The 20039-nt window shown below is 41.2% G+C and carries 16 protein-coding genes; 5 read left to right on the top strand and 11 right to left on the bottom strand.

All coding sequences use genetic code 11. The features are described from left to right. Positions 1 to 20: 20 nt before the first annotated feature. A complete protein-coding gene (locus tag ASG46_RS15505; protein WP_003211468.1) occupies positions 21 to 239 on the top strand; it encodes a spore germination protein in 219 nt (72 codons plus the stop codon). Between the two features lie 47 nt (positions 240 to 286). Here ASG46_RS15505 and ASG46_RS15500 read toward each other — a convergent pair whose 3' ends face one another. The 5 genes from ASG46_RS15500 to addB are packed head-to-tail and all read right to left on the bottom strand — an operon-like array spanning position 287 to position 12388. Continuing rightward, positions 287 to 586, bottom strand: coding sequence for a hypothetical protein (locus tag ASG46_RS15500; RefSeq protein ID WP_017360217.1), 300 nt, complete (start codon positions 584 to 586; stop codon positions 287 to 289). Between the two features lie 17 nt (positions 587 to 603). Next, entirely contained in the window at positions 604 to 3999 is a 3396-nt protein-coding gene (gene sbcC, locus ASG46_RS15495) for an exonuclease subunit SbcC (RefSeq protein ID WP_056705136.1), read from the bottom strand. Further along, positions 3996 to 5171: an exonuclease subunit SbcD gene (sbcD, locus tag ASG46_RS15490; RefSeq protein WP_056705134.1), complete on the bottom strand. Its 1176-nt coding sequence runs from the start codon at positions 5169 to 5171 to the stop codon at positions 3996 to 3998. Before sbcD ends, sbcC begins: the two co-directional genes overlap by 4 nt. A 25-nt stretch (positions 5172 to 5196) precedes the next feature. Beyond that, positions 5197 to 8901 carry a helicase-exonuclease AddAB subunit AddA gene (gene addA / locus ASG46_RS15485; protein WP_056705132.1) on the bottom strand — a complete coding sequence of 1235 codons (3705 nt, stop codon included), beginning with the start codon at positions 8899 to 8901 and terminating at the stop codon, positions 5197 to 5199. Continuing rightward, the gene (addB, locus tag ASG46_RS15480) at positions 8879 to 12388 is read right to left on the bottom strand and encodes a helicase-exonuclease AddAB subunit AddB (RefSeq protein WP_056705131.1); all 3510 of its coding nucleotides are present in this window, start codon (positions 12386 to 12388) and stop codon (positions 8879 to 8881) included. The genes addA and addB overlap by 23 nt, the downstream gene beginning before the upstream one ends. 166 nt (positions 12389 to 12554) lie before the next feature. Between addB and ASG46_RS15475 the strand changes: the two genes are divergently transcribed. Continuing rightward, positions 12555 to 13001: a ferritin-like domain-containing protein gene (locus tag ASG46_RS15475; RefSeq protein ID WP_056705129.1), complete on the top strand. Its 447-nt coding sequence runs from the start codon at positions 12555 to 12557 to the stop codon at positions 12999 to 13001. 191 nt (positions 13002 to 13192) lie between these two features. Here ASG46_RS15475 and ASG46_RS15470 read toward each other — a convergent pair whose 3' ends face one another. The 3 genes from ASG46_RS15470 to ASG46_RS15460 are packed head-to-tail and all read right to left on the bottom strand — an operon-like array spanning position 13193 to position 14915. After that, a complete protein-coding gene (locus ASG46_RS15470) occupies positions 13193 to 13603 on the bottom strand; it encodes a DoxX family protein (RefSeq protein WP_008348626.1) in 411 nt (136 codons plus the stop codon). 57 nt (positions 13604 to 13660) lie between these two features. Further along, positions 13661 to 14500 carry a M56 family metallopeptidase gene (locus tag ASG46_RS15465; RefSeq protein WP_025207106.1) on the bottom strand — a complete coding sequence of 280 codons (840 nt, stop codon included), beginning with the start codon at positions 14498 to 14500 and terminating at the stop codon, positions 13661 to 13663. Beyond that, positions 14493 to 14915, bottom strand: coding sequence for a BlaI/MecI/CopY family transcriptional regulator (locus ASG46_RS15460; RefSeq protein ID WP_007499135.1), 423 nt, complete (start codon positions 14913 to 14915; stop codon positions 14493 to 14495). Before ASG46_RS15460 ends, ASG46_RS15465 begins: the two co-directional genes overlap by 8 nt. 274 nt (positions 14916 to 15189) lie before the next feature. On the opposite strand from ASG46_RS15460, the gene ASG46_RS15455 reads away from it, so the two are divergent. After that, positions 15190 to 16332 carry an AbrB family transcriptional regulator gene (locus ASG46_RS15455; RefSeq protein ID WP_024720016.1) on the top strand — a complete coding sequence of 381 codons (1143 nt, stop codon included), beginning with the start codon at positions 15190 to 15192 and terminating at the stop codon, positions 16330 to 16332. Between the two features lie 220 nt (positions 16333 to 16552). On the opposite strand, the gene lepB is transcribed toward ASG46_RS15455, so the two are convergent. Together lepB and ASG46_RS15445 are read right to left on the bottom strand one after the other, a co-directional pair. Then, positions 16553 to 17065: a signal peptidase I gene (gene lepB / locus ASG46_RS15450; RefSeq protein WP_007499139.1), complete on the bottom strand. Its 513-nt coding sequence runs from the start codon at positions 17063 to 17065 to the stop codon at positions 16553 to 16555. Next, the gene (locus ASG46_RS15445) at positions 17065 to 17682 is read right to left on the bottom strand and encodes a TVP38/TMEM64 family protein (protein ID WP_017366969.1); all 618 of its coding nucleotides are present in this window, start codon (positions 17680 to 17682) and stop codon (positions 17065 to 17067) included. The genes lepB and ASG46_RS15445 overlap by 1 nt, the downstream gene beginning before the upstream one ends. 158 nt (positions 17683 to 17840) lie before the next feature. On the opposite strand from ASG46_RS15445, the gene ASG46_RS15440 reads away from it, so the two are divergent. Then, the gene (locus ASG46_RS15440) at positions 17841 to 18203 is read left to right on the top strand and encodes a hypothetical protein (protein WP_017360224.1); all 363 of its coding nucleotides are present in this window, start codon (positions 17841 to 17843) and stop codon (positions 18201 to 18203) included. An 85-nt stretch (positions 18204 to 18288) separates the two neighbouring features. Further along, positions 18289 to 18723 carry a hypothetical protein gene (locus ASG46_RS15435; RefSeq protein WP_039167431.1) on the top strand — a complete coding sequence of 145 codons (435 nt, stop codon included), beginning with the start codon at positions 18289 to 18291 and terminating at the stop codon, positions 18721 to 18723. 233 nt (positions 18724 to 18956) lie between these two features. On the opposite strand, the gene ASG46_RS15430 is transcribed toward ASG46_RS15435, so the two are convergent. Continuing rightward, positions 18957 to 19913 (bottom strand): LCP family protein, encoded by a 957-nt coding sequence (locus ASG46_RS15430; RefSeq protein WP_056705127.1) that lies wholly within the window; start codon positions 19911 to 19913, stop codon positions 18957 to 18959. Positions 19914 to 20039: the final 126 nt, after the last annotated feature.

The following is a 20039-nucleotide window of genomic DNA, read 5'->3' as shown; positions in this document are numbered from 1 at the left end:
TCGAATAAAGGATGTCGATTATGCCAGCAATTGTCGGACCCATTTACATTAACTCGATTTCTGGGGGCGTCGTAAACGTCGGTGACTCATTTTATCTTTCGCCTAAAAGTTCTTCAAAATCTGCTTTAGGCTCTGGAGCGGGGAATACCGGAGATTTCTTGATTTTAAATAATGGCATTAGCGCCACCAACTATGTGGATCCTGACTTAAATGATCAGAATATGGTAGGCAATGCATAAAGCGGCTCCTCTACACTCATTTCATTTAGAGGAGCGCTTTTTTATGCTTATTTCTTTCTGCGTTGTCTTGATTTCTTTGTTTTGACCAGCTTGCTTGCCGGCTGCTTTCGAATCCATTTGATGTACGGAACAAGCTTTTCATCTTGTCTTAGTGCATCCAGCGTATTCAAACGTGCGGCAAGCTCCTGGTTTGTATAAAGAGCATGTACTTGTTTATGGCAAGGGATACACAGGAAGGCAGTCGGTAGAAAAGCCCCTCCTTCTTCTCTTGGCGTTAAGTGATGTTCTGTAAGGACGACCTCTTGTCTTCCGCATAGCTCACATAATCCAATCGTTTGCTTTGCCATCCTGAGATCACCTCACTTTACATTAATTCCATCGAGACTGTTGTTCCTTTCCCGCTTGGATCTGCTGGGTGGACAATCAGTTTCTTTGGCAGTCTCATCTTTAATTCTTCCACATGGCTGATCACACCAACAGCTAAATTTTGAGATTGTAGCTTCTCTAATGCTGTAATCACCGTATCTAACAAGTCTTGATCGAGTGTACCAAATCCTTCATCTAAGAAGAAGAATTGCAGCGGGAACTCACCTCTCAGCTGAATTTGTGCAGACAGAGCAAGGGCAAGTGCTAAAGACGTCAGGAAAGTTTCTCCCCCAGACAAGCTGGATACCGGACGTCTGACACCTCCATTGGCATCATCCCGCATCACAAAACCGCCCTCTGAATCGACTTCAATGGCATACCTTTGTCTTGTCAAAATCCCAAGACGATGAGAAGCATCACGGCTGACACTTTCTAGCTGTTCTTCTGCTAGGAACTCAACAAACGTATTCCCTTTAAACACCGTTTGAAGCTTATCCAGCCGGTCAATTTCTTGTTGCAGTTCTTCAAGGCGTTCATGAATGCTTGCAAAGCGCTGATGGTTTGCTTCAATCACTCGCAGATGCTCCTGTGCAGATCCACTCAGCGCTGTCGCTTCTTCAAGCGCTTTTTCTGCCGCTTCTTTTTTTAGTTGAATGTCTGTCCACTCGTCTTCATCCAGCGACTCACCTTTTAACAGTTCAGAAATTCGCTTTAAGTTTGCTGCACATTGCTTTCTTTTATCCTCAAATTCCTCAATTTCCTGTTTGACTGTAAGACGTACAGATCGATCCATTAAAGCAGGTTCAATCTCCTGCGGCTGATCAAAAGGAGTAGATCCTGTTTCTTTTTGCCATGCTTCCTCAGCTTCTTGTTTTCGCCGCTTAGCCTCTTGGAGCTGACGTTCACTGCTTGAGAAATGGCTTTGTGCCTCACTAAATAATTGCTGTGCATGCTTAAATTGCTCGTACGATTGCTGTTCTTTTTCATTTAGATGAGCAATAGATTGTTGAACTTCGTCCAGTTCATCAGAAAGAGAAGCGGCTTTTAAAGGATATCGCTGTAAATCTGTTTCATATTGATCGATCAGGTGTTGCTGGCTTCCCAGCTGATGTGCCAACTTATCGAGTTCCTTCTCTAGATCGTATATGGCTGTTTGCAGATGCTCTTTTGCCTGCTGTTTTTCCTCTAGAAAAGAAATACTCTTCTCAATACGCTCTTGATAACCTTCCGCTTGTTGATCCTTTTCGTCAATTTGTTGCTGCATTTCCTGCACTTGGTTGATTGTCAGGTGAGGAAAGGTCTGTTCAAATTGCGTCAGTTGTTCGGAAAGCTCAGATCGAAGCTCCTTGATCAGCATGTCTAATTCCTGCATGCGCTGCTGCTCAAATGTCAGTTGATCTTTTACTTTGCTCATTTCTGCCGCTTGATCATAAGTGACGTCCATTAAACGAGCTCGTTTGCTTTCGATTGCTTGAATATCTTGTTTTACGCCTTTCCATTCTTGAATCAGCTGGTGCAAAGACTGCGGATTCTGTACTGCTTCTACTGCTGCAGCTACTTCCGAATCGGGGGCTTTTTGAGATAAAAAGGAGAACTGTTTGACTAATTGATTGGCATGCGTTTCAAGCAGCTGCTTTGCAGCAAACATGTCTCTAGCATATTCCTCTGCCAGCTTGAGCTCTTTATCCATTTTTACAATCCATTCATCAATTTGGGCAACCGTTTCTTCATGGTCATTGTCTATCACAGCCTTTGGATCATGATGAATCGATCCACAAACAGGACATGGTTCACCGTCTACTAGCTCTGCCGCTAATTCTTTTCTTAATTCTGCAGATCTGACAACATCACGCTGTTTTAATTTTTCTTGTTTTTTGTCCTGCTCTTTATGACTCCATTCTGTAAGACCTCGTTCAAATTCACATACATAAAAATACAATTGCTCTATCGCTTGAAACGATTGATTTATTTTTTCATGATGATCTTTTTGCTGTTTTTGAAGCTTTTCATACGATTGTGTCGCCTGTGCTGAACGCTGTCTTAGCTCCTCAATCTTTTGTTCTTCCTTTTGAATGCTCACATTCATTCTTTGAACATTTTCACTGAAACGAAGTGCGTCTTGTACAAGTTTCCGCTCTTTGACAGAGACTTGTAATTGTTCCAGCTCATGCTTCAACTGTGTTTGTTTCGCAAGCGCACGCTCTAATAAAGATTGCACGTTTTCGGCTTCCGCTTTTTTTTGAGTCAATTGCTGCGCTTTTTCATTGTTTTGCTGCTCTAGTACGGTCTTTTCCTGAAGTGCTGTTTCTTTTTTTCGTTCAATTTCTTTTAATTGAATAAGCTGCTCTTTCTTTTGAAGAAGCCCTGGCTCATTTTCCATTTTCTTTTGCCGCGTTTGCTCATACTCCTGCGTCATTTGATCATAGATCGTTCGTTGATGAAGTAAACGTTTTTCTGCTTCCTGCTTCTCTTTTGATACTTGAGAGAGCTGCTTTTCAGCCTTTGTTAATGCATCCGCATAAGGCTTTAATGTCTCTGCCTGCTCTGCAATGTGAAGTTGATTCTTTTTCTCTTCCATTGTGGATGCCAGCAGATTGAGGTTGTGTTGTTCCTTCTCGTACGCTTCTTGTTCCTTTTGATACTGCCAGATGGCTTGCGCTTTTGTAAAAGCAGTGAACGCTTCGTCCCGCGTTTGTTTTTTCTCATGAAAAATAGCTTGCGCCTGCGCAGCTGCTTCTTTAGCTTTCGCTAATGCCTCTGGACCAGCTTCTCCTAATCCAGTCAGTTCAGCCAGCAGTTCGTTTTTCTGTCCATAGTGATTTTGAGCCTTTGCGCGTAAACGTTTGACGAGCTGATCACCATATTTCTCCAAATTAAACAAACGCTGCAGCATTTGGCGTCTGTCGGCTCCTTTCAATGAAAGGAATTCCGCAAACTTTCCTTGGGGTAAAACAACCGCTCTCGTAAAATCGTCAATGGTTAAACCAAGTAATTCTTCTATTTTACGATTGACCTCACTTGCTTTATCTGCAAGAACTGTCTGCGTATCACCAATTTCAATCAATCGGCATAACGTCGTTCTAACCTTCATTTCATCTGCCCGTTTAAAGGCACGTTCCACTTTATAAGAAATATGGTGTTCTCTTTGCAAAGCGAACGTAAAGGAGACAGACAGCTTTTCTTCAGCTTGGTTCAAAATACCATGCGTATTATTGAGTGCACGTTCGACCTTGCCATAGAGTGCGAGTGTCATGGCATCTAATATGGACGATTTTCCGCTTCCAGTCGGTCCAAAAATACCAAACACACCTGCATCACATAAGGAGCTAAAGTCAATGATTTGTTCTTCTCTGAAGCTATGAAGTCCTTTAATGGTTAACGTGATCGGCTTCAATTCGCTTCCTCCTCTTGCATGTCATTGGCAAGCTCTAAAAATAGCTTGACGGTTTTTTCATCAGGTAGACCTCCACCTGTCTGACGCTCATAAAATTTCACGAACCGCTCTTCAATCGAGAGCTTTTCCACTTGTTTTTGTTCTTCTTTTTGCTGTAACTCTTTAAACTTTGGTCTAATATGGACAAATCCACTATGCTGTTTTCTCAGCTGATGAATTTGTTCGATCGACAGCTGATCTGTTAAGTGAATCTCTAAATCAATCCAGGCTTGAAGATCCCGCTTTTCATCCAGCCAACTGTGTACTTGGCTCAGCCCTTCAGTCGCCTTCCACTTCATAAGTGGTTTACCGCTTGATAAAAACACTTCTTTCCAGCTTGCTGTTTCATTCGGTTTTGCATCCACAATGGTGACTGATTTGGCGTAGCCTGCTTCAGAAAAGCTGTATGCAAGTGGAGATCCAGAATAGCGGGCAATCGTTTTGGCACGTTTAATAGTTTGGGGGCGATGCAAATGCCCCAATGCGACATAACAAGCCGCCTCAGGCAGACTTTCGGCCGCAACGGTATATGCGCCTCCCACTTCAATCGGCCTTTCCGAATCCGTTTGACTGCCACCTGCCACATAAATATGACTTGTTGCGATATTGACCGTATCCGCCTGAAATTGGCTGCTTAAATGTTGAAACATTTGTTGTATTTTTAAATTGTACTGATCACGAAGCAGTTTCTCTTCAAATGTTTCAGCCAGCACCTCGTTTAGCCTTGCTTCAGACGGGTAAGCGAGTGCGGCAATAGATAGACGTTCACTTGCAGAAGAAACATCGACATGAATTAAATCATTTGTCGGATATCCAATTAAATGAATCCCCTGCTCATTCGTTAAAGGAGATGCGGCTGATAAACGGTCTGGGTTATCATGGTTGCCAGAGATCACAACCACCTGACGCTTTCCTTTATCAGATAATGCAGACAAACTTTCATAAAAAAGCTGTTCTGCGCGAGCAGGAGGGTTCACTGTATCAAAGGCATCGCCTGCCATCACAATGACATCAATGTGTTCATCCTTGACGATGTGATTTAATTCATCTAAAAACTCAGCCTGCTCCTCAAGCCGGCTTCGGCCTTCTAGGGTTTTCCCTAGATGCCAATCCGCTGTATGCAGAATCCTCATGTGATTCACCTCTCATTCATTCCACCTATAAAGAAATTTCTAGATTTCCATCAAAGAAATAAAGGATTTTCTCCTCTAATGTTCTGTTTGTTAAACGTTCTACCGCTGCTGAATACAACGATATTTGTGTTTCATAGCGTTTTTTTAACATCGCTTCAGCTTCCTCTAAGCCACCTGAGAATCTGCCAGTCACTCGATCTGTTTTATAATCAAGTAAATAGAGCTTGCCATCTGCTTCAAATAAACAATCAATCATTCCTTGAATGAGCACAGGTTCACCTTCTGCATCAATATGGCTGTATACCTCTTTAACCGGTAAAACCATACTAAACGATACTTCTCGTTTCACCCAGTCCGCTTTCCGCAGTTTTTGACCAATAGCAGTAGAAAAGAAGGCCACAATTCCTTCTCGATTGATGGACTGGATTTGTTCATCTGTTAGTAAGTCTTTCTCTTTTAAAGAATGGAGCAGCTCTTCTACACGAGATTCATCATATGGTTCATTTGAAGGAAGAGGGATATGCTGCATGACTGTATGCATGGCCGTCCCTTGTTCTGCGGCTGTGAGTGTTTTTTTCTTCATAAAAGCCGGTCGTTCGTACAGTGTCGCATGAGCTTTTCGAATGGAAGAAGGCACACTGTATTCATCCTGTATTTCTTTCATTCTTTTGATCTCGGAAACTGACTGCTTTGTCCCTACTTGGGAGGCCGCTAAATATGGATAACGCCATGAAAGTCTTTCTTTTACTTCCTCCTCGTAATCGCCATATCCTTGAACAGGCATACCTTCCATTAATGCTTGTACCACTTCGTCTTGTTTTTGTTTTTCAAGTGACATGTCTTCTTGTAGAAGATTGGACGCTTGATGAAAGGTGATAGAAAATGATGATGGATGCGAGAGAACGACTTCTCTCGATTCTTCTAAAAGAGAAGACATCGCTTGATGACGGATAAGAGCAGGGCCAATAAAATCTAAGTATGTTCTCGCTTGATAACGTTCAAAATCAGGGAGGAGCCAGTCGTCTCCGTTTGCGGCATTTTGCCACTTGCTTAAAGCTTTCACTTGATTTTTGACAGAGCCGACTAAAAATAATTTTTCCTTCGCCCTTGTGAGCGCCACATATAGAACCCTCAGTTCTTCAGATAATAACTCTTTTCTCATCTTTTTTTTCATCGCGATCAGCGGTAATGTTGCATAACTAATTCTCAGCTCAGGATGAATATATTTGCTGCCAAAGCCTAATTCTTTGTCGAGCAAATAGGACTGGTTTAAATCCATCATGTTAAAGTTCCTGCCAAGTCCTGCAGTAAATACAACAGGGAATTCGAGTCCTTTACTGCTATGAATGGTCATCATGCGTACAACATCCTCTGTTTCACTGAACGTTTTTGCCGCTCCAAGATCATCTCCACGCTCTTGCATTCTTTCAATAAATCGAAGAAATCGAAACAGCCCTCTAAATGCAGCCTTTTCATACTGTTTCGCTCGATCATATAAAGCCCGAAGGTTTGCCTGTCTTTGCTTACCTCCTGGCATCCCGCCGACATAATCTAGATATTGTGTATCTCGGTACACTTCCCAAATCAGTTCTGCTACCGAATGCTGAATCGAAAAATCACGCCATTTGCGTAATTGAAGGAAGAATCGCTCCAGCTTTCTGCATGTCGGATGATCAGAGTGTGTCACACTCATAAATGCCTTCACAGCGTCATAATAAGTGCCTTTTTTATCACTGGTTCTAATCAGTGCCATCTCATTTTCGTCTAAATGAACAAGAGGTGACCTTAAAACAGCAGCGAGCGGAATATCTTGATATGGATTATCAATCACTTTTAACAAAGAAAGAATGACAGATACCTCTGTCGCTTCGAAATAGCCTGAGGAAAGATTCGCATAAACAGGGATTCCCTGCTTCTTCAACTCTTCCATCATTTGCGGAGCCCACGGCATTGAGCGAAGCAAGATCACAATGTCTCGATACTGCAAGTTGCGGGTCAGCTGCTGTTTTGCATCGTACACTTGAAAAGGCTGTTCTACCAATTCTTTTATTTTCTTTGCAATCACTCTCGCCTCAAATTGTACCGTCTCTAGCTCTTCTCGTTCTTCATCGCTTTCTGTGTCGTGCTGATCTAAATGAACAAGAAGCATTTCTGTCGTCGTGTCTTCGCTTTGCGGATAACTCGCTCCAAGCTTTAATTCAGCTTGTTCGTCATATTCAATTTCTCCAACTGTTTCTCCCATCAGCTGTTTGAACAGAAAGTTGGTACTGTCTAATACATCAGCCCGGCTGCGGAAATTTTTATTTAGATCAATTCTTTTACCTGTTTCTTTGCTGTCTGCTTTGAATTGTTTATATTTATTTAAAAAGAGCATCGGCTCTGCAAGTCTAAAGCGATAAATGGACTGCTTCACATCACCAACCATAAAGCGGTTGCCTTCTGCAGGATGTTTCCCTTTAGACACGAGCTTTAGAATCGTTTCTTGGACAAGGTTTGTATCCTGGTATTCATCCACGAGTACTTCTTCAAATTGCTGTTGATAGTATTTAGCCGCTTCTGTTTCAATGAGATTTCCTTCTGCGTCCTGCTTCGCTAAAATGCGCAAACAATAATGTTCTAGATCCGAAAAGTCTACGATTGATTTTTCTTGTTTTGCTCTTTCGAAACGCTCTCCATATTGAATCACAAGCTCTACAAGTGTTTCTACAACTGGCTTCATTTCAGCCAAGCTTTTTAAATGCTGATCGGGACTGCGCATAAAGTATTCATCTTTTAGCTTTTCTAATTGTTTTTTGGCTTGATTGCGTGCATCTGTTGCTTTTTCTAACAGAGCTGGGTCATAGTCATCCCCTTTGCAAGTCTTTAACCTTTTAAAATTGATGTTTGGCAAAAGCTCATAAAGTGTACCAAAATCATCTTGATGCCTTATTAATTCATTTACTTGCTCTAAATCATCTATAAAATTCTCTGCTCTCGGTGCTGGACCGCCCGGCTCTTTTGATAAAGCGAGCGCTTGTTCCAGCAGTTCCTGGCAGCTTCTTAAAACGAGAGAAAGGTCCTCTTTGATATATGGATAAAAGGGTAATTCTTCTACCTTTGTCTGTGTATCCACATCATAAAGAGAAAGGAATGCCCGCATCCACTGTTCTGGCGCTGGATGTGATCTAGAAAACTCATAAATTCTTTTGACAAGCCATTGAAGATCTAAATCATGCCGATCAGATGTGTAACGATCAACGAGTTCAAAGAATGACGGCTTTCCAACCTTATACTCATCCTCAAACAGTTCATCTAACACTTCATCTCCTAGTAATTCTCCTTCTGTTTGATCAGCCAAACGAAAACCTGGATCAAGGTCAATCTCATAATAAAAAGTGCGCAGAACTTGCAAACAAAAGGAGTGCAAGGTAGAAATATTGGCACGATTCATAAGTGACAGCTGTCTCCGCATATGAAGGGAACCAGGGTTTTTAGATAGTTCTTTTTCAAGTGCTTCAGTGATCCGGTGCTTCATTTCTGCTGCTGAAGCATTGGTAAAAGTCACTACGAGCAGCCTGTCCACATCAACTGGCTGCTCCGGCCGAGTCATTTTTCGAATGAGCCGTTCAACCAAGACCGCTGTTTTCCCTGACCCTGCCGCCGCAGCAACAAGAATATCTTGTCCTTCTGAAACGATGGCGTTCCATTGGTCATCTGTCCAAGTACTGTTATTCGGTTTTGGTATTTGCATACTGATCCCCTTCTTTTTTGATCCGGTCTAACATGACATCATCCTTCTCAGAGGTGAGCACCCTAAATTCATTATCTTCTATTGATTCATCAAATTGGCAAATAGACTTAAAGGAGCAAAAGCGGCAAGGGGTTTGATCCTTTAATTTATATGGGTTTATCTCTACCTCACCGCTTGTAATTCTTTCTCCTGCCTCTTCAAAGGTTCGCCGAACGTGTTTTGTGAGAATGTGAAAATGATCTTCACTTAATACCGCAGAGTCAGATCGGAAAGAACCATCCTTTTTCAAACCAGCTTGGATGACTTGTGATCTTCCTGATTCGAGTGTTTGATCCATCAACTTCACTGCTTCCACATCTTCGAGCAATAGACCCTTCATTTTAAATTTCTTCAATATTTCCTGCTCAATTGCATCCTCTGCGAGCGGAATAGGGGCTTGAATCAGCGGGTCATGAATATGGAAGTATAAAATTCCTGCCGGTGTCGCTTCCATGCCAAGCCATTCTTTAGAATACGTAATGGTCAGGTCTAAATAAGTGAGCATTTGCAAGGCTAAACCGTAGTAAACTTCTGCTAGATCAAGCCCCTTCTCACTGGACTTATAGTCGACAATTCTTAATAGAAGTCCTTTTGACCCTTCTGCTTTATCCACTCGGTCAATCCTTCCAACAAGCTCCATCGTGCAGCCGTTTTTTAATTGAAAAGTAAACGGCGGCAGAGGTCCTTGACCTCCAAAACCTAACTCAAGTCCAACCGGAGAGAATCCGCTCACTTTTGCATGTTCGCTTAATATAGAAGACACCCTGATGAGGATTTTTTGAAGCTTTTCTTTTATATAAGCATGCCGATTAGAGCTTAATAAAATTTCTTTTTGCAGACGTGGAGCCAGCTGTTCAATTGCATGCCTTGAGTAGGTCACACAATCTTCCTTCGTTAAGTTTTTCCAATCCTTTTTTTGTTCAACAAGCGTATCTGAAATCAGTTTTAAAGCCGAGTGAAAGAGCTGGCCGATATCAGGTGCTTCTAATTTGTAAAATTGTCGATCTTTTAGTTTTAGCCCGTGGGAAGCAAAATGAGAAAATGCACATGCATTGAATTTCTCCATTCTTGAAACACTGCCCTGAATATGGTCACCGTAAAGTTCTTTTGTGACATTCGGATTTAAACGTGTCGCTCTATTTGTAAAGAACAAGCTGGACATGATTTTTTTTGATACGTCGCGGTTGGACGAGGTCATCAAATGATTATATACACTCCACCATACGCCGCTGATCGGATATTGATTGAGCCATTGTTGTAGCTGCGAAACGGTATAGGATAACGAGACATGCTCGTTTGTTACAAATTTTAATTGCTCCTGATCATCCAACTGCTCTGGATCTAACACATAGAGGGCTTGCTGATGGTTTGGCATCAGTTCCTCACAATACTTGATGAGGGTCGAAGGCAAAAGAGACCGCCCTTCCGTATCTGAAGCTGAATAGGATAAATACAGGTAGTGCGATGGACTGGACAGCGCTTGATATATCAAAAATTGTTCATCCAGCAGCCGTTCCTTCCCTGTCTCTGCCAGCTCTGCTCCTGCCCGTTTTAACCATTCCCGGTCGTCTTCAGACAATACACTTTCATCAGAGGGCCGTGCAGGTATAACTCCATCATTTACTCCAATGACAAACGTACACTTTACTTGATACATTCTGGATAAATCCATACTTCCGATAAACACTTGATCAAGTGAAGGGGGAATCAAAGCGAACTTGAGAGAGGACAGTCCTGTATCCATCATCTGTTGAAATAATGGAAATGAGAGCTCCTCCTCGCCCAGCATTTCAACAAATTCATCCATCAATTGAATGACAGCATCCCACACTTGCCCATGCTGCATCGCTTCAGCTAACCTGCCTGCTTCTTCCGCCTCAAGCCTTGCCTTTTCAAGCTTTTCTGGCACTTGGGCTTCTTCTAGAAAGACATACACTGCCTCCACCATGTCTCTTAGCTTTTGCGCTTTTTTCAATCTTTTTTGCAATTGAAAGAGAGGCGGAACAATCCATTCTTTTACATCATTCAGCATTTGCTCCATTTCTATTTCTTGATCGGTTTGTCCAAAATCTTCATCTAGTGATTGGAAGCGGCGATAATGAAATCGTGAACCATTCGTCCAGCGTTCACCTTTTACACCGTAAGCAATACAATAGTTTTCCAGCTGATCCGCCTGTTCTCTCGCTTTGTTTTTAGCGAGTTCAAGCGGAAATAAGAACTCCGTTTTCACACAGCGAAACACCGCCTCATACCGCCAGTTCCCTTTTATGACATCGAGGCTCGAACGAATGAACTCAATGAGCGGATGATACTGCATCGATTCATTTCCATCAATAAAGAAAGGAATATCGTAATCTCGAAACACCTCTTTTAACGTATCTTTATAGTCGTCTACATGTCTTGCAACAATTGAGATGTCTCGTAACCTAAGACCTTCACCTCTTACTAAATCAAGAATATCTCTCGCTACTCCCTCAATTTCAGCTCGTTTATTTGCACTTTTCGATACGGTAAGGTGAGGCGTTTCTTCTTGATACGGCTGCAAAGGTCTCTGTTCATATTGATTTTCTAAATAAGCTAGATCTGGGGTATGAAGATGCCGCTTATTTCTCTCCAAAATGTTCTCAGAAATAGCCGCTCCGCACTCTTTAGCCAACTGATAAAGCTGGGAATATGTCTTACCTGTCATGCGAAATAAATCAAGTTCATTTGGCTGCGTGTCATGATAGGAACGATCCACTGTGAATGCAGCTGTTATTTTTTCGGCATGTAGCAAAAGCTGTTCAATGACAAGAAGCTGCTGGGGGGTAAACTCATAAAAACCATCTATATAAATGTGTGCCCCTCTCAATTCTTCTGATAAAGGAATTTGCTGAGCCAGAAGTGTCAAGTAATCCTCTGAGTGCACATACTCATCTTGCAGATGCTGCTCCATCTGCTGATAAAGAACATGAAGGTCATGCAATTTTTCCGCCGCACGTCTTTCTTCTGTATACTCTGAATGCATGCTGGATGCCGAAATTTTTTCAATATCCTCCGGCATCATACAGTACCTTTTGAATTCAGCCATCGTCTTTTCTATTTGCTCAACAAATCCCGGTTTATCACTCGCCTTTTTGAATACCTTAAACTTGTCTTTCTGTTCTTCTATTACTTTTCTTAAGAGCATTTGAATCCCTGTGCTTGTGACAAATTGACGGTTCGCACCGCCAGTCTGCTGTAATATAGACCAGGCAAGCCGAGTAAAACTAAAGACTTTGGCCCTGATCATTCCACCAGCTTCAGACGTTTTTGCAAGCTCATATTCCATTAAAAATGTCATTTGATCCGGGACTAAAAAAATGATTGGCGGACCCAGCGGATCAAGCCGCAGTTGTTCTTTGATTTCTTCTAGAATTGCAGTCGTTTTTCCACTCCCCGATCTGCCTGCTAAAAACTGAATCTCCACGTTCCACAACACCTTTCTTATGTACTCATATTCTAGCGAAAATAAAGGTAAATAGCTATTTTCCTATCACCTTCCCTTTCTCCTCCGATTGAAAAGAAAATAGGCACCTTTCCCGACTCTTTTCATATCATAAACCATCATGATCTAAAAGGAGGCTGGCAATATCATGTATTACGGTTATTATGACTACTCGCCATATGACATGCGCCAAAACACAAGGATCATTGCAGACCTTGAAAAGGCCATCAATGGCGAATATTCTGCGATCCAATGCTATGAAAAACTTGCACAAAAAGCAAAAAATCCTGAAACAAAAAAAATCATTCAAGAAATACGTCAGGATGAAGTCAGACATTATCAGCTATTTACAAAGCTATACTATTCTTTGACTGGTAAAAACCACAAACCAAGCATAACAGAGCCTTGTCCAGACCAATTTAGGGAAGGTCTCTTATTTGCCTTTAAAGACGAACAAAAAACAGTCGATTTTTACTTAACGGTATCAGACTATGTCCGTGATCAAGGAACAAAGGAATTAATGAAGCGTATTGCTCAAGATGAACAGCAGCATGCCGTCTGGTTTCTATATCTTTTAACGCACCATGTTTCTTAGTTACCCCTATTTTAATAGGAGATCGTATGTTCCGTCAAAAAATGAAATTGCTTTTTTGCTCATTCAATATGTTAAATAAAGGGCTGTCATCATCAAAACGCCTCTTCGCTTTTCCTTTTTTAATGATAAAACGACCTTTTGACCATAAAAAAACTCCTCTGCTACAAATCGCAGAAGGAGTTTTTTGTTATTTAATGAAATTTTGCTTCATTGCTTTGCTGCTGTTGTTTTAACAATCCATCAATCGATAGCATCTTGCTGCCACTAAGTGTCAAGTAAAGCGCCATGACCATTAAAGAAAGTTCAAATTCATAACCGCCCACAAATCCTCTTGCAAAACCAACTGTGATAATGGCTACAGCCATAATTGGCACAAATAAAGCTGCGAAAAGACGTGTGCCTAAACCTAGAATCAGGGCAATTCCACCAACCAGTTCAATTGTTTTGACAATATAGGCCATAAATTCTGGGACACCAATTTGACCAAAAAATGCAGCAGTGCCTCCTAGTCCACCTTGATATGCTTGAAGCCCATGTAAAAAGAAAATAATGCCTAAGATGACGCGTACAAAAAGTGTTCCTATTTCTTGATTTGTTTTCATATAGTGATTTCCTCCCATTTTTACACTACATCATGTAATGTTCATTCGTAAAAAAAATTAGTAATTTAAGTTGAGCATAATCATTAAGACCAGCATGAGGATGGTTGATGTCACAATTGGGATAAGTGGTACATTGAACGGTATGTTGTATGTTGGGTTTAAGATCTTTTGGATTCTTAAATTCAATGCTCGGTCTCCAAAGGACACGGCAAATTTCGTTTGTTTTTGAAACTGGGTTCTATTTTTAATGAGTTTCAAAAGGGCTTGCCCTACTCCAAGCTCAGTCCCTGTCTGCTGAATGGCATAGTCATCTGCAATGACTTCACGAAAAACGGAGTAACTTTGTCTCATATGCTTTAACACAGGAATGTACCAAATCACTTTTGTGAGCATAGAGAAAGCGAAAGTCTTTAAAGGATCGTAGCTGTATTTGTGATGTAATTCGTGATAGACAACAGCATCGATTTCCCCTTCATCCAGCATGTCTATAAGCGCTGTTGAGAGATACACTTTTGGCCGAAGCATCCCCATTGCGAAAGCAAGCGGTTCATGGCAATGAAACACAATGATCTCATTTCTATAATTGTCTGATAGACTTTGCGTTGAATGTTGATCGACTGCCATCATCATATTTCTTTTGAAATGAAGATACTTTCTGACCTGCTTTGTCATATAGAAAACGGCAAAACCAAGCGTATACAAGACGAACGCATCCAGAAAATACTTTAAAGGAGTGAATCCATAAAATTCGAGAACAGATTGACATACATGGATCAGGTTATATGCTTGATTCCAGCCAAAAAAGCTTGAGAGTACATAATAGCCCATCTGGTAAAAGATCACTAAGCCAATCAATATACCGCCTAAAAACAGCAGACTCGACTTCATTTTAATCATGTCGTTTCTCCTCTTTTTTGGATGCAAGCCTTGCTTCGAGTACCTTCAGTAATTCAGGATCAGCACTTTCAATTGCGTCCACCATATGATTGACTGCAAGGGGGCCGAAATCATCCATCAGTCCTTGAGTAATCCATTTCGTTTGCTCATTTAGAAATTCTTCTTTTGTTAAAACAGGGTTATAGATAGATGAACGCCCTTTTGTTTTCTTTTCCACAATTCCTTTTTCGGTTAATCGATTGAGTACCGTCATGACCGTGTTGAAATTAATTGGCTTCTCATCTGACAGCTTCTGCTGTACCTCTTTAATCGGCATATCCTCACCTTGATAAAGGATCTCCATAATCCTTCCTTCTAAAGGACCGAAAAAGCGGTTCAATCCCTTTTCGTTATATTTAAAAGAAGGAATTTTCATGTCATCACCTCACACTAAGCATTGTAGTGTAATTGAAAATGATAGTCAACAGATAACAAAAATAGGGGAAAATCGTTGTATATTGTATTTGTTTTTGAAAAAATTATATGTCATTTATATCAAAAAAATCTCTTTTCTAACAGAGTTAACCATAAGATAATCTTATGAAAATACTAAAAAAATTCGTATTTTATTTATAGAGACTTTTGTATTATAGTGAAGATAACAACATTTCACTTACTGAACAAATATACAGGAAGAAGGTTTATACGTGATGAAGCAAGGAAACAGCCTTCGAACCGATCTCATTTTGATTGCGGTAAGCGGTTTAGGTGGATTCCTTTTGTCTCTAACAGGGATGTCTATCGGCTGGATGATTGGCACATTAATGACAGCTGCATTTATTGCCCTGCGCCGTCCCGCCCTGTTTCAGCGTAAAGGAAAGAATACCTTACGTATTCACAGCAGATGGCTACTCCTTGGTCAATTCATTCTCGGAATCGAACTAGGACAAAAAATGAACATGAAAGTCCTTCACATTTTCGCTGAAAATTGGCTTCCCGTGAGTTTCATGCTCGTCTTTTCTATTTTATTAGCCATGCTCTCCGGGTTTGTTTTATGGAAGCTGAGTAAAACAGATATGCTGACCAGCTTTGTCGGCACTGCCCCCGGCGGTCTTTCCGCTATGCCTGGCATCGCCCAAGAGGTTGGAGCTAATACAGCTGTAGTGAGTCTCGTACAAACGATACGTGTGTTAATGGTCGTACTGACCATTCCATTTACGGTATTTTATTTAAATACAAAAAGCCAATCAGATGTGGTAGTCGCCCAAGGCAGCGCCTTCTCATCAGGCGTTTTCACAATATCAAACATTTCTTGGACTGCTGCACTCATTTTAGGGGCATGGATGATGTCACGCCTAGCCGTGCGTCTTCACTTTCCCGCCCCTTGGCTCATCGGCAGTATGTTAGGTGTGGCGGCTCTCCAAGTAGGGGCAGGCGCCTTGACAGGTCATGATTTGATTCCTTACTGGCCAGCCCAAGCGAACATTGCGTCACAGGTATTTCTAGGGGCAACCATCGGGTCAAAAATGAATAAACAAATGTTTGTCGGGCTAAAAAATACCTTGATTGTGGCCGTCGTCAGCTCAGCCGGATTGATTGCTGCGACCGTTCTCAGTTCAATTGCCATCGCAGAAATAACAGGTATTTCTGTCATTACGGCCATTCTTGCTTTTTCGCCTGGCGGTATTGCAGAAATGGCCACAACAGCTGTTACACTTCATGAGGATTCCACATTTGTTGTGGCTGTACAAGTCGTTAGAATTATTTTGGTCATCGCCATGCTGCCACCGTTTTTTCGTTTCTTACATCATGTCTGGGCAAAAAGACAGACTGATTATAAAGCCGCTAAATAAAAAGAGCGGCTTTCAGATGGTCTGACAACGGGCTAAAATGATGTTGATTTTAGCCCGTTGTCTTCTTTTCAGCGTGATAGAAAACCTTTGCAGTCTAGGAAGGTCGAGCACCAGAGCGGAGCGAATTTGACATTCGTGAGCACTGGAGCGCAGACATGACAACGAATGCGAGGGTTTGTCTACACGCTGAGCCGCTTTGCATAAGCAGAGCGGCTCTTTTTTATTCATCATGATTCCTTTTTACACCGACTACTTGATCCTTTGAGATCGTTCCAAAATGCCGGCTGTCAAAGCTATGTATTCGATTATCTCCGATCACGAAGTAATGATTGTTTTGTATGTTCTGACGACCGGTGATGGCTTTCAGCTGAAAATCACCTGTTAGGACGTTGCCCATTTTATGTTTTTTCTGCTCTTTTAAATACGGCTCTTTCCACTTTACACCATCAACAAATAGTTGATCATCTTCATATTTGATTGTTTCTCCTGGAAGTCCAATGACCCGTTTGATCAAGATTTGATTTTTAGGGCCATGAAATAACACATAGTCAAACCGGCTAATTTTCGTGAGTTTTGGCGAGAACTTGTTAATTAATAATTCTGTTCCATCTGTAAATGTCGGGTCCATACTAACCCCTTCTACTTTGTACGTGACAAACATGAAATTCTTTACTTGGAACAACAAGACGATGCATGTAATAATCATGAACCATAGCAATGGCTTCTTTTTCATTAAGAGCCTCCTTTGTCCTCACGCTGACTCATCCGTATATTCAACCTATTTTCTACTCTCTTTCCAACATACCATAATAAAGCAATGACTAGAACCGCAAAAACACTTCTTAACGGATTCTTTACTAAAGCTGAGATGTCATAGCCGATAAAACTAATAATAAAGAGCATGACACACTTCCCTGATAAAGCAGCTAATGAGAACTGCCAGACGCTGATTCTTGATAGACCTGCTACGACATTAACGGCAGCAGATGGTGTAAAAGGAAAGCAGAGTAAAATAAACAACGGACCAAATCCCCGCTTTTCAACCCAAAGCATTAGCTTTTGAATAGAAGGGTGTCTGCTAATAAAGTTCAGCATCCTCATCTGTCCAAATTTTCTGATCAGTAAAAAGACAAGGATAGACCCTGCACTTGCACCAATCCAGGTCAATAAAAAGCCTTCCCATAGCCCAAAAGCATTTGCATTGGCCACCGCAAATGCCACGAGAGGTAAAAACGGTAGAAATGCTTCTATTAAAGGGAGTAATATAGCCACAATGGGTCCAAAAGCCTTGTAGCTTTCAAAAAATGATGTGATATTTTCATGAGTAAATATAGAAAGAAATAATGGCAACTTGTTTGACTCCTTCAAGGTTTGTCTATCTTTCATTTTACATGGAAAACATAAAAATATACAAATGAATCCCTCTCAGCCCCCCTTGAGATTTTTTAACTCATCCGATATAATAAATAAGAACAAATGTTCTATAAATAAAGAAAGCAGGCATGGACATGACGAGATTATCAAGCGTACAGCTTCAGATGATGGAACAGGCCATCTTTCTTCCAATGGTCATCTCCATCCTCAATCGTGATTTGACGTACCTTAAAAAACATCAAACATTCAAACTAAATGAACCATATATTCAGCTAGTCACCTCTTCATTAAAAGAAGCACAAAAAGCCCTTTATCAACTGAAACAACAGTTACGTAAAGAAAAAATGAACGTACAGCAAATTGAACACGATGAAGGATTTACGACATATTTATTTCTGATCAATGGCTATGAAGAAAAGCATAAATATTTTAATCCCCGTATACGTCATCGTGTAGAGGAAATGCTCACCCATTATTTCCTCCATTCAGGAAAATAATATGGTTATATTTTACATTTATAGAAGGAACTCTTCAGTTTTTGGCGAATTGATTGTTATACCAAAAATTAGGAGGTTCCAACTCATGTTCAAAAAAATAACAGCACTCACCTTAGCAGCAGGATTACTTGTGCCAAGCACAGTGTCAGCATTAGAACCACTGCAAACAGGAAAACAAGCCCCAGCAGCATCTGCACAAATAACAAGTGTAGCCTATACAACGGTTTCTATCGTTGGAAAACGAGTGAAGTTTGAAGTGAAAGCACTCGAAAATCCTTTTAACATGAATTACTATAATCGAATTGCTTGGACGAGTACGGACGAAGAGCCAAGTGTATTCAATGACAATATTCTATCGGTCATTGTCGCTAAAAAAACCGGACAGGCTTATCAAGTCTTTTCATACGAAGCGCTCACTTCGGTAAAGGACAAGATTGAATCAGGTCAAAAGGTGTATGGCTGGGCGCTTGCTTTAAATGGTGTGTGGTACCCAACGATGCCTGCAACCCTCTATTATTAAAAAAAGCCTGCCACAGTGGCAGGCTCCAGATTGTTGACAAAGGGCTAAAATGAACTTTATTTTAGCCCTTTGTCATCTTTTCAGCGTGATAGAAAACCTTTGCAGCCCTAGGAAGGACGAGTACTGGCGCGGAGCGAATTTGGCATTCGTGAGCACCAGCACGCAGGACTGACAAAGAATGCGAGGGTTTGTCTACACGCTGAAGCCTGCCACAGCGGCAGGCTCTTTCTCCATTATGACAATTCGAGCTGTTTTCTCAGCTCTTGTCTCACTTCTTCTAATTCTGGTCCATCTAACTCAAAGTAATACACATTCCCAGGCTGGTAATCGTGCCCTTTTAACTGGATGGTATCCACTGATTTTAATGAACTCAGTAAAGGGAATAGACCGATCAACTGTTTCATGGATAAATTGGTGGAGACGTTATCCCCAAGTGTATCAATGATGTTGTCATAAGACGGTATGGAAGAAATGGATTTTGATTTTTCAAAGATGGCTTGAAGTGCTTCCATTTGGCGCTTTCCGCGCATGAGATCACTATCTGCCTTTCTCGTTCTCACAAACGCTAATGCTTCTTCACCACTGAGCGTATGCGTGCCTGTTTCCACATGAACTTTTCCTTTTGAATCCTTTTCCATTTGTTTTGCAATGCCTTCATCTTCAATCGTTACGTCAATTCCATTTAGCTCATCGACAATGTCTTGAAACGCCTTAAAGTTTCCTGCAATCACATAGTCTACCGGGATGTTTAACAAATTCTCTACCGTTTTGACTGATAAATCTGCACTCCCAAACGCATGGGCGTGAGCAATTTTATCATATCCTCTCCCCGGTATATCAACATAAGAATCACGAGGAATACTTAGGAGCTTCATCGTTTTGTCTGTTCGATTCACCGTCGCCAGTAAGACCGCATCACTTCTTGCTTCGTCTACCGTTTCACCTGGACGGCTGTCAATCCCTAAGAGCAGCACCGAAAAGCTATCCTTTCCTGGATCAAAAGCTTTCACACGCTTTTGCGAGGTCTCTCCTCTTTCTAAAGATACTTGCGCTTTATTCGACGCTTTTGAAATTTTATAGTATGCGTATCCTGTGACAGATACTGCCATGATCATGACAAATGCCATGATAAACAGCACGACTTTCACCCAAGGTCTTAGCCTTCTTTTTGATCTTGTTTTCTCCTTCATCCTTTCCGAACCCTCACTCTATCTTAGTCTCACAATGAGGTTCCACTATAACATATTTTGATGAAAGTTTCCTGCATGCAACATATTTTTATGTATCCACAATAAAAAAGCTGCTCGATAGGAGCA

Origin of the sequence: Bacillus sp. Leaf49, assembly GCF_001426125.1 — a bacterium.
GTDB lineage: Bacteria > Bacillota > Bacilli > Bacillales > Bacillaceae > Bacillus > Bacillus altitudinis.
Note: the sequence above shows the minus strand (reverse complement) of the source record. Positions and strands in the feature narration are given on the sequence as shown.